Origin of the sequence: Pseudomonas sp. R25(2017) (genome assembly GCF_002112565.1) — a bacterium.
Classification (GTDB): Bacteria; Pseudomonadota; Gammaproteobacteria; order Pseudomonadales; family Pseudomonadaceae; genus Aquipseudomonas; species Aquipseudomonas ekonensis.
Map to the genome: position 1 here is coordinate 101,689 of NZ_NEHZ01000015.1, position 15,583 is coordinate 117,271.

General features: G+C 65.1%; 15 protein-coding genes. 13 read left to right on the forward strand and 2 right to left on the reverse strand.

The genetic code is table 11. The features are described 5' to 3' along the window. Positions 1-100: 100 nt before the first annotated feature. Positions 101-373, reverse strand: coding sequence for a 30S ribosomal protein S20 (rpsT, locus tag CAG31_RS19505; protein ID WP_085584179.1), 273 nt, complete (start codon positions 371-373; stop codon positions 101-103). A 252-nt stretch (positions 374-625) separates the two neighbouring features. On the opposite strand from rpsT, the gene murJ reads away from it, so the two are divergent. From murJ to ispH, 6 genes are all read left to right on the forward strand, one after another. Next, a complete protein-coding gene (gene murJ, locus CAG31_RS19510) occupies positions 626-2,164 on the forward strand; it encodes a murein biosynthesis integral membrane protein MurJ (protein WP_085584181.1) in 1,539 nt (512 codons plus the stop codon). A 129-nt stretch (positions 2,165-2,293) separates the two neighbouring features. After that, a complete protein-coding gene (gene ribF / locus CAG31_RS19515; RefSeq protein ID WP_085584183.1) occupies positions 2,294-3,232 on the forward strand; it encodes a bifunctional riboflavin kinase/FAD synthetase in 939 nt (312 codons plus the stop codon). Positions 3,233-3,245: 13 nt separating this feature from the next. Further along, complete coding sequence (ileS, locus tag CAG31_RS19520) at positions 3,246-6,077, forward strand: isoleucine--tRNA ligase (protein WP_085584185.1); 2,832 nt, start codon at positions 3,246-3,248, stop codon at positions 6,075-6,077. Next, positions 6,070-6,582, forward strand: coding sequence for a signal peptidase II (gene lspA, locus CAG31_RS19525; RefSeq protein WP_085584187.1), 513 nt, complete (start codon positions 6,070-6,072; stop codon positions 6,580-6,582). Before ileS ends, lspA begins: the two co-directional genes overlap by 8 nt. After that, positions 6,575-7,027 carry an FKBP-type peptidyl-prolyl cis-trans isomerase gene (gene fkpB / locus CAG31_RS19530; RefSeq protein ID WP_085584189.1) on the forward strand — a complete coding sequence of 151 codons (453 nt, stop codon included), beginning with the start codon at positions 6,575-6,577 and terminating at the stop codon, positions 7,025-7,027. The genes lspA and fkpB overlap by 8 nt, the downstream gene beginning before the upstream one ends. A 134-nt stretch (positions 7,028-7,161) precedes the next feature. Continuing rightward, positions 7,162-8,106, forward strand: a complete 945-nt coding sequence (gene ispH, locus CAG31_RS19535; RefSeq protein WP_085584191.1) for a 4-hydroxy-3-methylbut-2-enyl diphosphate reductase — start codon at positions 7,162-7,164, stop codon at positions 8,104-8,106. Here ispH and CAG31_RS19540 read toward each other — a convergent pair. Continuing rightward, entirely contained in the window at positions 8,063-8,632 is a 570-nt protein-coding gene (locus CAG31_RS19540) for a GspH/FimT family pseudopilin (protein ID WP_085584313.1), read from the reverse strand. The genes ispH and CAG31_RS19540 overlap by 44 nt on opposite strands. A gap of 140 nt (positions 8,633-8,772) precedes the next feature. Here CAG31_RS19540 and CAG31_RS19545 point away from each other — a divergent pair, with 140 nt between their 5' ends. Genes CAG31_RS19545 through thiO form a run of 7 tightly spaced genes read left to right on the forward strand, consistent with a single transcriptional unit; the run spans position 8,773 to position 15,541 of the window. Continuing rightward, a complete protein-coding gene (locus CAG31_RS19545; protein WP_085584193.1) occupies positions 8,773-9,246 on the forward strand; it encodes a GspH/FimT family protein in 474 nt (157 codons plus the stop codon). Next, positions 9,243-9,692 carry a type IV pilus modification protein PilV gene (gene pilV / locus CAG31_RS19550; RefSeq protein ID WP_085584195.1) on the forward strand — a complete coding sequence of 150 codons (450 nt, stop codon included), beginning with the start codon at positions 9,243-9,245 and terminating at the stop codon, positions 9,690-9,692. Before CAG31_RS19545 ends, pilV begins: the two co-directional genes overlap by 4 nt. Next, positions 9,689-10,402, forward strand: a complete 714-nt coding sequence (locus tag CAG31_RS19555; RefSeq protein WP_085584197.1) for a PilW family protein — start codon at positions 9,689-9,691, stop codon at positions 10,400-10,402. The genes pilV and CAG31_RS19555 overlap by 4 nt, the downstream gene beginning before the upstream one ends. Before the next feature lie 10 nt (positions 10,403-10,412). Further along, on the forward strand, positions 10,413-10,892 hold the full coding sequence (locus CAG31_RS19560; RefSeq protein ID WP_085584199.1) for a PilX N-terminal domain-containing pilus assembly protein: 480 nt from the start codon (positions 10,413-10,415) through the stop codon (positions 10,890-10,892). Further along, positions 10,879-13,968 (forward strand): pilus assembly protein, encoded by a 3,090-nt coding sequence (locus tag CAG31_RS19565; protein WP_085584201.1) that lies wholly within the window; start codon positions 10,879-10,881, stop codon positions 13,966-13,968. The genes CAG31_RS19560 and CAG31_RS19565 overlap by 14 nt, the downstream gene beginning before the upstream one ends. Positions 13,969-13,982: 14 nt before the next feature. Further along, the gene (locus CAG31_RS19570; protein WP_085584202.1) at positions 13,983-14,384 is read left to right on the forward strand and encodes a type IV pilin protein; all 402 of its coding nucleotides are present in this window, start codon (positions 13,983-13,985) and stop codon (positions 14,382-14,384) included. A 56-nt stretch (positions 14,385-14,440) separates the two neighbouring features. Then, entirely contained in the window at positions 14,441-15,541 is a 1,101-nt protein-coding gene (gene thiO / locus CAG31_RS19575; protein WP_085584204.1) for a glycine oxidase ThiO, read from the forward strand. The last annotated feature ends 42 nt before the right edge of the window (positions 15,542-15,583 follow it).

The following is a 15,583-nucleotide window of genomic DNA, read 5'->3' on the forward strand; positions in this document are numbered from 1 at the left end:
TGGCGGCAGGGTAGGATCGAGCATTTTCTGCATCCGCATGCGCCAAATCGCAGGCAATAAAAAACCGACCCTTGGGTCGGTTTTTCAGTGACTACGTCGCTTAGGCAGCTGCTTTCAGTGCCTTGACGTGGCCATTCAGGCGGCTCTTGTGGCGAGCGGCCTTGTTCTTGTGGATGATGCCTTTGTCGGCCATACGGTCGATGACAGGCACAGCCAGGGTGTAGGCAGCTTGAGCTTTTTCAGCGTCTTTTGCGTCGATGGCTTTAACTACATTCTTGATGTAGGTACGAACCATGGAACGCAGGCTGGCGTTGTGGCTGCGACGCTTCTCAGCCTGTTTTGCACGTTTTTTGGCGGAAGGTGAGTTGGCCACCGTCGAGCTCCTCGAAAGACTTTTTAGGGAATAGCAAACAAAATAGGCCGCGAATCATGCCGATGAGTTGATGTCTTGTCAAGGGCGCTTGAGACGTTCCGCTAAGTGGTAGGCATAACGCGACGGGATATTTCATTCCGGCGCATGACCTGTAAACTCGCGAGCTTTGGCTCTGTGCTGTTGCGGCGCGGAGTATCGCACAAGTGGGCGCACAGTTCGCCTGCTGTTTATCGACAGGCACACATTCCTTCAATGAATCTGCTCAAATCGTTGGCCGCCGTCAGCTCTATCACGATGCTTTCCCGGGTTCTCGGGTTTGTCCGCGACACGCTCATCGCGCGCACGTTCGGCGCCGGAATGGCGACCGACGCCTTCTTCATCGCCTTCAAGCTGCCCAACCTGCTGCGGCGGATCTTCGCCGAAGGCGCGTTCTCCCAGGCGTTCGTGCCGATCCTGGCCGAATACAAGAGCCAGAAGGGCGAGGAGGCCACCCGCACGTTCATCGCCTATGTCTCGGGCCTGCTGACCCTGGTGCTGGCCCTCGTCACGGCGCTGGGCATGCTCGCCGCGCCGTGGGTGATCTGGGCCACCGCGCCGGGCTTTGCCGATACGCCGGAGAAGTTCCGCCTCACCTCCGACCTGCTGCGGGTGACTTTTCCTTATATATTGCTGATCTCGCTGTCTTCGCTGGCCGGAGCGATCCTCAACACCTGGAACCGCTTTTCGGTGCCGGCCTTCGTGCCGACGCTGCTGAACGTCAGCATGATCGTGTTTTCGCTGTTCCTGACCCCGTACTTCGATCCGCCGGTCATGGCCCTGGGCTGGGCGGTGTTGGTCGGAGGCCTGGCGCAGCTGCTCTACCAGCTGCCGCACCTGAAGAAGATCGGCATGCTGGTGCTGCCGCGCCTGAACCTGCGCGACACCGGTGTCTGGCGGGTGATGAAGCAGATGCTGCCGGCGATCGTCGGGGTGTCGGTCAGCCAGATCTCCCTGATCATCAACACCATTTTCGCCTCGTTCCTGGTGGCCGGCTCGGTGTCCTGGATGTACTACGCCGATCGCTTGATGGAATTGCCGTCCGGCGTGCTGGGCGTGGCGCTGGGCACGATCCTGCTGCCGACCCTGGCCAAGACCTACGCCAACAAAGACCGCCACGAATATTCGCGCATCCTCGACTGGGGCCTGCGCCTGTGCTTCGTACTGGTGCTGCCGTGCGCGCTGGCGCTGGGCATCCTCGCCGAGCCTTTGACAGTGTCGCTGTTCCAGTACGGTCAGTTCACCGGTTTCGATGCGGCGATGACCCAGCGGGCGCTGATCGCCTATTCCGTCGGCCTGCTCGGGATCATTCTGATCAAGGTGCTGGCGCCGGGTTTCTATGCGCAGCAGAACATCCGCACGCCGGTGAAGATCGCGATCTTCACCCTGATCGTCACCCAGTTGTTCAACCTGCTGCTGATCGGCCCGCTGGCCCATGCCGGCCTGGCGCTGGCGATCAGCGCCGGCGCGTGCCTGAACGCCGGGCTTTTGTTCTATCAGCTGCGCAAGCAGCAGATGTACCAGCCGCAGCCGGGCTGGGCCGCGTTCGGCTTCAAGCTGCTGGTGGCGGTCGCGGTGATGTCGCTGGTGCTGCTGGTCGGCATGCGTTTCATGCCGGCCTGGGATCAGGGGCACATGCTGGAGCGTTTCCTGCGCCTGGGCGTGCTGGTGGTGGCGGGCGTGGTGGCGTATTTCGGCATGCTGCTGCTGTTGGGCTTCCGCCTGCGCGACTTCAACCGCAAGGCGTTGGGCTGAGGTTTCGGCCCCTGCGCTGCGGTTCGGGCCGGCGGTTTTGTCGGCTCGATCACTTTGGGTGACGGTGTTGCCTGTCGTCGGCCGTCGGGTGTGGTTATAATCGGCCACTTTATGAGCAAGAAGCGCGTTATGCAGCTGGTTCGAGGCCTTCACAACTTGCGCCCCCAGCATCGGGGCTGCGTCGCCACTATTGGCAACTTTGACGGTGTGCACCGGGGTCACCAGGCTATCCTGGGCCGGCTGCGCGAGCGTGCGCTCGAGTTGGGCGTGCCCAGCTGCGTGGTGATTTTCGAGCCGCAGCCCCGGGAATTCTTCGCCCCGGACACGGCGCCGGCACGCCTGGCCCGGCTGCGGGACAAACTGCAGCTGCTGGCCGCCGAAGGCGTCGACCGAGTGCTGTGCCTGGCGTTCAACCAGCGCCTGAGCAAGCTCAGCGCCAGCGAGTTCGTCGACACCATCCTCGTGGACGGCCTCGGCGTGCAGCACCTGGAGGTCGGCGACGATTTCCGTTTCGGCTGCGACCGTCTCGGCGATTTCGATTTCCTGCTGCAGGCCGGCCAGGTGCACGGTTTCACCGTGGAGGCCGCGCAGACCGTCGAGCTGGATGGCCTGCGGGTCAGCAGCACCCAGGTGCGCAACGCGCTGGCCGCCGCCGATTTCGCTCTGGCCGAACGTTTGCTCGGCCGTCCGTACCGGATCGCCGGCCGCGTGCTGCACGGCCAGAAACTGGCCCGGCAACTGGGTACGCCCACAGCCAACATTCAGCTCAAGCGCCGTCGCGTGCCGTTCACCGGGGTCTACCTGGTCGACGTCGCCATCGACGGCAAGACCTGGCCCGGCGTCGCCAACATCGGCGTGCGGCCCACGGTGCAAGGTGACGGCAAGGCCCACCTTGAAGTCCATCTACTCGATTTCGCCGGCGATCTGTACGACCGGCGCCTGACGGTGGTTTTCCACCAAAAGCTGCGCGAAGAGCAGCGTTTCGCCTCCCTGGAGGCACTGAAAACGGCGATCAACGCGGATGTCGCCGCCGCCCGTGCACTCGCCGCACCTAGCGCCCATCGCTAATGAAGAGCCTTAAATGACCGACTATAAAGCCACGCTAAACCTTCCGGACACCGCCTTCCCAATGAAGGCCGGCCTGCCACAGCGCGAACCGCAGATCCTGCAGCGCTGGGACAGTATTGGCCTGTACGGAAAGTTGCGCGAGATTGGCAAGGACCGTCCGAAGTTCGTCCTGCACGACGGCCCTCCGTACGCCAACGGCACGATCCACATCGGTCACGCACTGAACAAGATTCTCAAGGACATGATCATCCGCTCGAAGACCCTGTCGGGCTTCGACGCGCCGTACGTGCCGGGCTGGGACTGCCACGGCCTGCCGATCGAGCACAAGGTCGAAGTGACCCACGGCAAGAACCTGGGCGCGGAAAAGACCCGCGAACTGTGCCGCGCCTACGCGTCCGAGCAGATCGAAGGCCAGAAGAGCGAGTTCATCCGCCTCGGCGTGCTGGGCGACTTCGCCAACCCGTACAAGACCATGGATTTCAAGAACGAGGCCGGTGAGATCCGCGCCCTCGCCGAAATCGTCAAGGGCGGTTTCGTGTTCAAGGGCCTCAAGCCCGTGAACTGGTGCTTCGACTGCGGTTCGGCCCTGGCCGAGGCGGAAGTCGAGTACGAGAACAAGAAATCCTCGACCATCGACGTGGCGTTCCCGATCGCCGACGAGGCCAAGCTGGCCGCCGCGTTCGGCCTGGCGTCGCTGGCCAAACCGGCCGCCATCGTGATCTGGACCACCACCCCGTGGACCATCCCGGCCAACCAGGCGCTGAACGTCCACCCGGAATTCAACTACGCCTTGGTCGATGTCGGCGACAAGCTGCTGGTGCTGGCCGAAGAGCTGGTGGAGTCGTGCCTGTCCCGTTACGGTGTAGAAGGCACCGTGCTGGCCACCGCGCCGGGTTCGGCGCTGGAGCTGATCAACTTCCGCCACCCGTTCTATGACCGCCTGTCGCCGGTGTACCTGGCCGACTACGTGGAGCTGGGCGCCGGCACCGGCGTGGTTCACTCCGCTCCGGCCTACGGCGTGGACGACTTCGTGACCTGCAAGAAATACGGCATGGTCAACGACGACATCCTCAACCCGGTGCAGAGCAACGGCGTCTACGCACCGTCGCTGGAATTCTTCGGCGGCCAGTTCATCTGGAAGGCCAACCCGGCCATCGTCGACAAGCTGAGCGAAGTCGGTGCGCTGCTGCACACCACCGTCATCGACCACAGCTACATGCACTGCTGGCGCCACAAGACCCCGCTGATCTACCGCGCCACCGCGCAGTGGTTCATCGGCATGGACAAGCAGCCGACCGCCGGCGACACCCTGCGCCAGCGCTCGCTCAAGGCTATCGAAGAGACCAAGTTCGTGCCGGCCTGGGGCCAGGCGCGTCTGCACTCGATGATCGCCAACCGTCCGGACTGGTGCATCTCCCGTCAGCGCAACTGGGGCGTGCCGATCCCGTTCTTCCTGAACAAGGAAAGCGGCGAACTGCACCCGCGCACCGTCGAGCTGATGGAAGAGGTCGCCAAGCGCGTCGAAGCCGAAGGCATCGACGCCTGGTTCAAGCTGGACGCGGCCGAACTGCTGGGCGATGAAGCGCCGCAGTACGACAAGATCAGCGACACCCTCGACGTCTGGTTCGACTCGGGCACCACCCACTGGCACGTGCTGCGCGGCTCGCACCCGATGGGCCACGAGACCGGCCCGCGCGCCGACCTGTACCTGGAAGGTTCCGACCAGCACCGCGGCTGGTTCCACTCCTCGCTGCTGACCGGCTGCGCCATCGACAACCATGCGCCGTACCGCGAGCTGCTGACCCACGGCTTCACCGTGGACGAGGCGGGCCGCAAGATGTCCAAGTCCCTGGGCAACGTGATCGCGCCGCAGAAGGTCAACGACACCCTGGGCGCCGACATCATGCGCCTGTGGGTCGCTTCCACCGACTACTCCGGCGAAATGGCGGTGTCCGAGCAGATCCTGCAGCGCAGCGCGGACGCCTACCGGCGCATCCGCAACACCGCGCGCTTCCTGCTCTCCAACCTGACCGGCTTCGATCCGGCCACCGACCTGCTGCCGGCCGAAGACATGCTGGCGCTGGACCGCTGGGCGGTGGACCGCACGCTGATGCTGCAGAACGAGCTGAAGGAAAGCTACGGCGAATACCGTTTCTGGAACGTCTACTCCAAGATCCACAACTTCTGCGTGCAGGAGCTGGGCGGCTTCTACCTCGACATCATCAAGGACCGCCAGTACACCACCGGCGCCGACAGCAAGGCCCGCCGTTCGTGCCAGACCGCGCTGTTCCACATCTGTGAGGCGCTGGTGCGCTGGATCGCGCCGATCCTGGCGTTCACCGCCGACGAGCTGTGGCAGTACCTGCCGGGCGAGCGTAACGAATCGGTGATGCTCAACACCTGGTACGAAGGGCTGACCGAACTGCCGGAAGACTTCGAGCTGGGCCGTGCCTACTGGGACCGCGTCATGGAAGTGAAGGTCGCGGTCAACAAGGAAATGGAGATCCAGCGCGCGGCCAAGGCCGTCGGCGGCAACCTGCAGGCCGAAGTGACCCTGTTCGCCGAGGATGCCCTGAGCGACGACCTGGCCAAACTGAGCAACGAACTGCGCTTCGTGCTGATCACCTCCACCGCCGCCGTCGCGCCGTTCGCCCAGGCGCCGGCCGATGCGGTGGCCACCGAAGTCAGCGGCCTGAAGCTGAAGATCGTCAAGTCGAACCACACCAAGTGCGCCCGTTGCTGGCACTGCCGTGAAGACGTCGGCGTGAACCCGGAGCATCCGGAAATCTGCGGCCGTTGCGTGGACAACATCAGCGGCGCCGGCGAGGTCCGTCACTATGCCTAATGCCGTGGGCCGTTTCGGACGGCTGGGCTGGCTCTGGTTGAGCGTGCTGGTGCTGGTCATCGACCAGGCCAGCAAGTTCTACTTCGAAGGCAAGCTCGAAATGTTCCAGCAGATCGTGGTCATTCCCGACTACTTCAGCTGGACCTTGGCCTACAACACGGGCGCCGCGTTCAGCTTCCTGGCGGACAGCTCCGGCTGGCAGCGCTGGCTGTTCGCGCTGATCGCCATCGTGGTCAGTGCGGTGCTGGTGGTCTGGCTCAAGCGCCTGGGCCGCAACGAAACCTGGCTGGCCGTCGCCCTGGCGCTGGTGCTGGGCGGTGCGCTGGGCAACCTGTATGACCGCATCGCCCTGGGCCATGTGATCGACTTCATCCTGGTGCACTGGCAGAACCGCTGGTACTTCCCGGCGTTCAACTTCGCCGACAGCGCCATCACCGTGGGTGCGGTGATGCTGGCACTGGACATGTTCAAATCCAAGAAAACCGAAGAGGCCGTTCATGACTGAACAGGTATCGGCCGTGCAACGCATCGGCCAGAACACCGAAGTCACCTTGCACTTCGCATTGCGCCTGGAGAACGGCGACACTGTCGACAGCACCTTCGACAAGGCCCCGGCGACCTTCAAGGTCGGCGACGGCAACCTGCTGCCGGGCTTCGAGGCGGCGCTGTTCGGCTTCAAGGGCGGCGACAAGCGCACCCTGACCATCGAGCCGGAGAACGCCTTCGGCCAGCCGAACCCGCAGAACGTGCAGGTCATCCCCCGTTCGCAGTTCACGGGCATGGAGCTGTCGCCCGGTCTGCTGGTGATCTTCAACGATGCGGCCAATACTGAATTGCCGGGCGTGGTGAAGGAATTCGACGACGCGCAAGTGACCGTCGATTTCAACCACCCGCTGGCCGGCAAGACGCTGACCTTTGACGTGGAAATCATTTCCGTCAAGGCGCTCTGAGTCATCGGGCAGTGACCGTGCGGGAGCGGGCAGGCTCGCTCCCGTCGTGTTCTTCCCCATTCGAAGGGGACTTTCCCCTTTGAATGGTTTTTACTGTATTCGCAATTTCTTGCGCGCAAGGCACGAGGCACAGCATGCAAATCAAACTCGCCAACCCCCGTGGCTTCTGCGCTGGCGTGGACCGGGCGATCGAAATCGTCAACCGCGCCCTGGAAGTGTTCGGGCCGCCGATCTACGTGCGCCATGAAGTGGTGCACAACAAGTTCGTGGTCGAAGACCTGCGCAGCCGCGGCGCGGTCTTCGTCGAAGAGCTGGATCAGGTGCCGGACGACGTCATCGTGATCTTCAGCGCCCACGGCGTCTCCCAGGCCGTGCGCAGCGAAGCCGCCGGCCGCGGCCTCAAGGTGTTCGACGCCACGTGCCCGCTGGTGACCAAGGTGCACATCGAAGTGGCGAAGTACAGCCGCGACGGGCGCGAATGCATCCTGATCGGCCATGCCGGCCACCCGGAAGTCGAAGGCACCATGGGCCAGTATGACGCCAGCAACGGCGGCGCGATCTACCTCGTCGAGGACGAGCAGGACGTCGCCGAACTGCAGGTGCGCAACCCAGACCGGCTGGCCTTCGTCACCCAGACCACGCTGTCCATGGATGACACCAGCCGCGTCATCGACGCCTTGCGCACCCGGTTCCCGGCCATCGGCGGCCCGCGCAAGGACGACATCTGCTACGCCACGCAAAACCGTCAGGACGCGGTCAAGCAACTGGCCGACGAGTGCGATGTGGTGCTGGTGGTCGGCAGCCCGAACAGCTCCAACTCCAACCGCCTGCGCGAACTGGCCGAACGGATGGCCACCCCGGCCTACCTGATCGACGGCGCCGAAGACCTGCAAGAGGCCTGGTTCGAAGGCGTCGAGCGCATCGGCATCACCGCCGGCGCCTCCGCCCCGGAAGTGCTGGTGCGCGGCGTGATCCAGCAGCTGCAGGCCTGGGGTGCTACCGGCGCCGACGAGTTGGCCGGGCGTGAGGAGAACATCACGTTCTCGATGCCGAAAGAGCTGCGCGTCCGTTCGATCTGACGCCCTGCGCCTTGCCGCACAGCGCCTGCTCGGCCTTTTCGCCGGCCAGGCGCACGCGGCCGCTCGCCGCCAGCACGATCTGCCATCGGCTGACCGGCTCCCGGGCCGAGCAAATGTGCAGCTTCCCCGCCTGAAATGACCTTCCGGGCATCAGCGGCTGGCCCAGGCCGCTGAACCGCACATAGCGGCTGACCCACCAATTGCCGACGACCGGCACCTTCCCGTCGCTCGCATGCTCGACCAGCAGCGGATTGCCGCTGTCCTCCGGCCCCTTGCCGCTGTTGTCCAGAATGATCCGCCAGCCCCGGCCCCAGTCGCCGTCGATGCCGTGCATCACCACGGTCCGGTTGTGCGTGATGGCCAGCGTGCGGGCGTTGCGGATGCCTTCGAGCAGCGAGCGCGCCGCCTGTTCCTGGCGGCTGGACTCCGTGAGCGCGGCGAACGCCGGGCCGACCAGCGACAGAACAATTGCGCCGATCGCCAGTCCCATGAGCAGTTCGACCAGGCTCAGGCCCCGTTGCGGCATGACAGGTTGCGGCATGAAGGCTCCCTCCGTGGAGCAGGTGCGCGGCGCCTCCCGGCGTCGGGCAGGGCAAATCGGCCGACGCCGGCCGGCCGGATGTTCTAGCGTGTATCAGGTATAGCCGACGGCTACGGAGGGCATCGATGGATCGTTGTACAAAAGGTTTCACGCTGGTCGAGCTGCTGGTGGCGGTCGCCGTGTTCGTGGTCCTGGTCACGATGGCGGTGCCCGCGTTTACACGGTCGGTGCAGGGCAGCAAGGCCGACACCGAAGTCGGCGACCTGCAGCGGGCCCTCAACTATGCGCGACTCGAAGCGATTGACCGCGGCGTGACCACACGGATCCGGCCGACCGCCGGCGGCAGCGTTTGGACTGGCGAGTTGTCGGTCTACGACAGCACGGGGACACCGGCCAATGTATTGCGGGTTGTTCCAGCGATGAGCAGCGGGGCGACTCTGACGCTAACCTCAGGAGTGAGCGCGCTGGATTTCAACAATCTGGGCGGGCTGGCGGCGCCGTCGACGGCGGTGGTCATCAGCTACACGCTGGGAACGCAAAGCAGGACGCTGAACGTGTGTCTGAACGGACGAATCCAATTGGGTGGAAGCTGCGGATGAGGGCAGGGAGCAAGGGTGCACAGGAGGGCATGACGCTGATCGAGGTGCTGGTCGCGTTGCTGATTCTGACGGTCGGGTTGCTGGGGGCGGCGGCGGTTCAGCTCAATGCGCTGAAATACACCGACAGCTCGCGGATGGCCAGCCAGGCCAGTTTCATCGCCTACGACATGATGGACCGGATCCGCGCCAATTCCGCGGCCGACTACACCGTCACGCCGCCGGCCTCGGGCAACCTGAGCGTGGCCCGGGACCAGGACCTCTACGACTTCGCCACCAATATCACTGGTTTCGGCGGGCCCACCGCCACCGGCACCATCACGCTGAACCAGCGGGTGTACACCATCACCATCACCTGGAGCGATGCCCGGGCCGCCAACGCCGCGACCGCCCAGCGCAGCTTCGTGCTCACCAGCCGCGCCGCCGTCGATCCGGTGGCCACGCCATGAAGCGCCGCAATCTCGGGTTCGGCCTGATCGAACTGCTGGTCGCCCTGGCGTTGGGGCTGATCGTGGTGCTGGGCGTGGTGCAGATCTTCATCGCCGCGAAAAACACCTACGCCAGCCAGAACAGCGCCGCCGCCATGCAGGAGGACGCGCGCTTCGTGCTGAGCAAGATGATCCAGGAGATCCGCATGGTCGGGATGTTCGGCTGCCTGGGCACGATCACCGACTCCAGCTCCGCCGGCGATTTCAACGCCAGCCAGATCGCGCCGATCAGCTGGGACAACGCCAACCTCAAGCTGACCCTGGTCACCGCCGATGTCGGCGGCAGCGGCGGGACGCCGACCTGGACGGTGCTCTCCGATTGCCGCAACAGCGCCACGGCCTACACCGGCGTGCGGGCCGCAGCGTCCGGACAGATCGCGTTCCCGATCCGACGCCTGGTCTACAGCTTCAGCAACAACCAGATACTCATGGGCACCGGCAGCGGCTCGCCGACCCAGTCGGCGCTGGTCAACAACGTCAGCGCCTTCAGCGTCATGTTCGGCCTGGCGGCGTCCGCCACGGATGTCGCGGCCTCCACCTACAGCAGCAACCCCAGCGACCCGGCCCGCATCCGCAGCGTGCGCCTGAGCCTGACCCTCACCGACCCGAACAACCGGGTGCGCAGCCAAACCTTCAACGTGGTTGCCGCCTTGCGCAACCGCCTGCAATGAGGGCCGGCCGATGACGATCCCTTTCCGTCCCCCGCAGGCGCAGCGCGGCATGGTGCTGTTGGTCAGCCTGGTGTTCCTGCTGCTGTTGACCCTGATCGGACTGTCGTCGATGCAGAGCGCCAACCTCCAGGAAAAGATGGCCGGCAGCGTCAGCCTGCGCAACCAGTCGTTCCAGGTGGCCGAAGCGGCGCTGCGCATCGGCGAAAGCGCGGTGCAGCTCGACAGCTATTCGCTGGCGGTGTGCGCCACCACGGCCCAGTGTGCGCCGCCGGCGGAGTCCTCGACGGTCAGCGCGGCGGGGCTCAACGCCTCGTCCGGGGTCACCTGGATCGCCGCCGGCAGCGGGTTCTACGGCGTGCAGAACATCGGCACCACCCTGACCGCCGTCAATGTGCCGAGCAACACCTCGGCGACGCTGTACCGGGTCACGGCCGTCGGCATCGCCGGCACTTCGCGCAGCGTGGTGGAGAGTGTCTATGCCAAGTACTGAACCGCGCCGGCCATGGCGGGCCCTGTTGGCCGGGCTGTTGCTCGGCGGGTATCTGGTGGCGCCGGCCTACGCCTTCACGCCGTCCGACTCGCCGCTGCTGAGCGCTGCGGCGGTGCCGCCGAACGTGATGTTGCTGATCGACGATTCGGGGAGCATGAACAGCATCATCTACGCGGCGGGGTTCGATCCGACGGTGGATCGCACGCCGGCCAAGCAGTGCAATGCCTTCGCAGGCCTGTGCCTGAGCTCGACGGCGATCACAGGCGACTCGGTGTTCCTGTCGAGCCTGCCCACCTCGGGTTGCTCCGGCGGGGCCTACGCGTTCTACAACAACTCGCTGACGCCCCTGTGCCTGAAGCTGCCGGATCCGGTGGGCAGCGGCAACACGCGCTATTCGGGCGACTACATCTCTTACGTGGTCGGGTTGGCCAACGGCAGCAACCGCGACTTCACCACGGGCGCGATCCCCAACGACTACCGGATCAACGTCGCGCGCAACGTGTCCACCGCGCTGGTCACCAGCAACCGCTCCCTGCGCATCGGCCTGGCGACGTTCAACCCGGCCACCAACAACAACCCCGGCAACGGCGGCTACATCGCCCGTTCGGTCAGCGACCTGTCGCCGGTGTCCGGCAGCGTCACCCAGGCCCAGGCCGACAGCAACTACAACGCCCTGATTTCTTCGATCAACGGCTTGAGCGCCGTGGCCAACACGCCGCTGGCGGAGACCTACTACGAAATCACCCGTTACATGCGCGGCCTGGCGCCTTACTACAACAGCACGCCGAACACCTACACCAGCCCGATCCAGTACCGCTGCCAGAAAAACTACGGGGTGGTGATCACCGACGGCTTGCCGACCTACGACCGCACCTTCCCGAACAACGATCCTCTGGGCGGCAACCGCTTGCCCAACTGGGACGGGGTCAACAACGACGGCGACAACCTCAACGGCGACGGCGAGGGCGATACGCTGTACCTGGACGACATCGCCAAGTTCGCCTTCGACATCGACATGCGCTCCACCGGCACCGACGCGGCGGGCAAGAGCTGGAACGCGGCGGACTTCCCCAAGCAGAACATGAACACCTACACCGTGGGCTTCACCGCCGCCAACGACATGCTGTCGGACGCCGCCGGCTACGGCCAGGGCAAGTACTACCAGGCCACCGACAGCGCCGGCCTCAACACTGCGCTGTCCGCCGCGCTGAGCGACATCACCTCCAAGGCCGGCTCCGGCGGCAGCGGGGTCACCAGCGGCAACACCCTGGCCAGCGGCACCAGCTACTTCCAGACCAGCTACGACCCCAAGGACTGGCGCGGCACCATCAAGTCCTTCGGGTTCACGTCGACCGGCGCGGTGAACACGTCGACGGTGCTGTGGAGCACCGACACGGCCATCGTGCCCAGCGCCACGGCACCGACCTACCAGTCCTGGAACACCACGACCAACGCCGCCGTCACCCTGGCCTTCGGCAATTTCTCGGCCGCCCAGCAGACCGTCCTGGGCCAGGGCCTGCCCACCGGCATCAGTGGCAGCGATCTGGTGGAATGGAGCAAGGGCACCAACAAAGCCGGCCTGAAGGTGCGCAGCGTACTGCTGGGCGACATCATCAACTCGCCGCTGGTGCTGGCGTCGCCCTCGGAGAAAACCGCGTCCGACCTGTCGGGCGACACCTCCTACAGCACGTACCTGACCGCCAAGGCGGCGAACATGAACGCCAGCCTGGTGGTGAACGGCAACGACGGTTTCGTCAGCGTCATCAACTCGGCCAACGGCACCCGGCGCTATGCCTACATGCCGTCCAGCGTGCTGCCGTCGCTGCGTCTGATCGCCGATCCGACCTACATCAACGGCGTCGGCCACAAGTTCCTGGTGGACGGCCAGGTCGGCGTGTACGACGCGCAGTTCGGCACCGCCTGGAAAACCCTGGCCATCGGCGGCACCGGCGCCGGCGGCAAGACCTTTTACGGGCTGCAGCTGTACGACGCCTCGGCGGGCAACGTGATCAAGGGGCTGTGGGAAGTCAGCGCGCCGTCTACCGCCAGCGCATCGAACGTGTTCAACGATCTGGGCTACGCCTATGCCCGGGCGGAAGTGGCGCGTCTGGCCGACGGGCGCTGGGCGGCGTTCATCGCCAACGGTTACGGCAGCAACTCCGGGGTGGCGGCGCTGTATGTGCTGGATGTGCGCGACGGTTCGTTGATCCGCAAGATCGTGGTCGACGCCACCGAGACCACCAACGGCCTGTCGTCGGTCAAGCTCAAGGTCAACTCGCAGAACGTGGTGCAGGCCGCGTACGGCGGCGACCTGAAGGGGCGCCTGTGGAAGTTCGACCTGAGCGCCGCCTCCAGCGACAGCTGGGGCGTGGCGTTTTCCGGCAAGCCGCTGTTCACCACGGCGGGCGGGGCGACCCAGCCGATCACCGCGCAACCGTTGCTGGCGGACAATTCCCTGGGCGGCAAGCAGGTCTTCGTCGGCACCGGCAAGTTCAACGAAACCACCGACAAGACCAACAAGGACCTGCAGGCGTTCTATTCGGTGTGGGACGCCGACGGCGGTTCGGGACAGTTGACGGTGAGCAGCCTGCAGGCCCAATCCATCACGGGCACCTTCTCGGGCAGCTCAGGTCAGTTCGTCACCACCTCCCAGAACGACACGACGTATCCGGCGGAGAAAGGCTGGTACTTGCCGCTGGTGTACAACAACGTGCTGACCGGCGAACGGGTGATCAACCAGGCCAGCCTGGTGCTGGGCCGGATCGTGTTCACCACCGCCAGCGTCGACACCACCGACCCGTGTTCCAGCTTCGGCACCGGCAAACTCATCGAACTCGAGGCGTTCAGCGGTAAGATGCTCAACTACGCGGTGCTCGACACCAACGCCGACGGCGTGGTCGACACCAACGACACGATCTCCAGCGGCGTGGTGTTCAGCGGCGGCATTCCGACCCTGAACGCCATCGTCAACGGCGCGAGCCGCAAGGTCGTGAACGATTCCAGTGGCACCATCACCACGCTGGTGGAAAAATCCGGCGGCGGCAGCCGCCGCATCATGTGGCGGCAACTACAGTGAGCGAGAACCGAGGCATGCGCAGAACCCACCGAGGCTTCACCCTGATCGAAATCATGATCGTGATCGCGATCATCGGTATCGTCATCACCATCGGCTATCCGAGCCTCACCGAGTACGTGAAGAAGGGACGCCGTGGCGAAGTGGTGTCGCTGCTGTCGGAGCAGGCGCAGATCCTCGAGCGCTTCTACTCGAAGAACAACGTCTACACCAATGTCACCGGCCTGAGCGCCGGCAACGATTTCTACACCCTCACGCCGACGATCACCGACCAGACCTTCCTGCTGACGGCGACGCGCAAGGCCGGCACGGCGATGGCCACCGACAAGTGCGGGGACTTCACCCTCACCAACACCGGCGTGAGAAGCATGAACAACGCGACCACCGGGCTGACCACCAAGGATTGCTGGGGCCGCTGAGCCGCTTTATCGGGGCGCCCTTTGCGCCCGCTGTCTATTTAACGGTTGGAACAGAGATGACCAGGCAACAGCAAGTGGTGATTGTCGGTGGCGGGGTGATTGGCCTGCTCACCGCGTACAACCTCGCCAGCGAGGTGAGCAGCGTGGTGCTGCTGGATCGTTCGGACCTGGGGCGGGAATCGTCCTGGGCCGGCGGGGGCATCGTTTCTCCGCTCTATCCGTGGCGCTACAGCCCGGCGGTGACCGCCCTGGCGCATTGGTCGCAGGATTTTTATCCACAGCTGGGCGAGCGCCTGTTCGCCGCCACCGGCGTCGACCCTGAAGTGCACACCACCGGCCTGTACTGGCTGGATCTGGACGACGAGGCGCAAGCGCTGGCCTGGGCCGAGCGGGAAGGGCGCCCGCTGCGGCCTGTGGATATCTCGGCGGCCCATGACGCGGTGCCAGCCCTGGGCGGCGGGTTCTCCCGGGCCGTCTACATGGACGATGTGGCCAACGTGCGCAACCCGCGTCTGGTCAAATCGCTGAAGGCGGCGTTGCAGGCACTGCCGAACGTCAGCATCCGCGAGCAGTGCGAGGTCGGCGGCTTTGTGCGCGAAGGGGGGCGGGTGGTCGGCGTAGAGACCCCTGCGGGCGTGATCCGGGGCGATCAGGTGGTTTTGACCGCCGGCGCCTGGAGCGGCGAGCTGCTCAAGACCCTGGATCTGACGCTGCCGGTGGAGCCGGTCAAGGGGCAGATGATCCTCTACAAGTGTGCGGCGGATTTCCTGCCGAGCATGGTGCTGGCCAAGGGGCGCTATGCGATCCCGCGCCGCGACGGGCACATCCTGATCGGCAGCACGCTGGAGCACGAAGGGTTCGACAAGACGCCGACCGACGTGGCCTTGGCCAGCCTGAAGGCTTCGGCGGTGGAGTTGCTGCCGGCGCTGGCCGACGCCGAGGTGGTGGGGCATTGGGCCGGCCTGCGGCCGGGCTCGCCGGAAGGCGTTCCCTATATCGGCGCCGTGCCGGGCTTCGAGGGGCTGTGGCTCAACTGCGGGCATTACCGCAACGGGTTGGTGCTGGCGCCGGCGTCGTGTCAGCTGTTCGCCGATGTGATGCTGGGGCGGGCGCCGATCATCGATCCGGCGCCGTATGCGCCTGCGGGGCGGATCTAGCCGGCATTCGCGGCGTCGGCGATCCGACGAAGGCGTCACTCA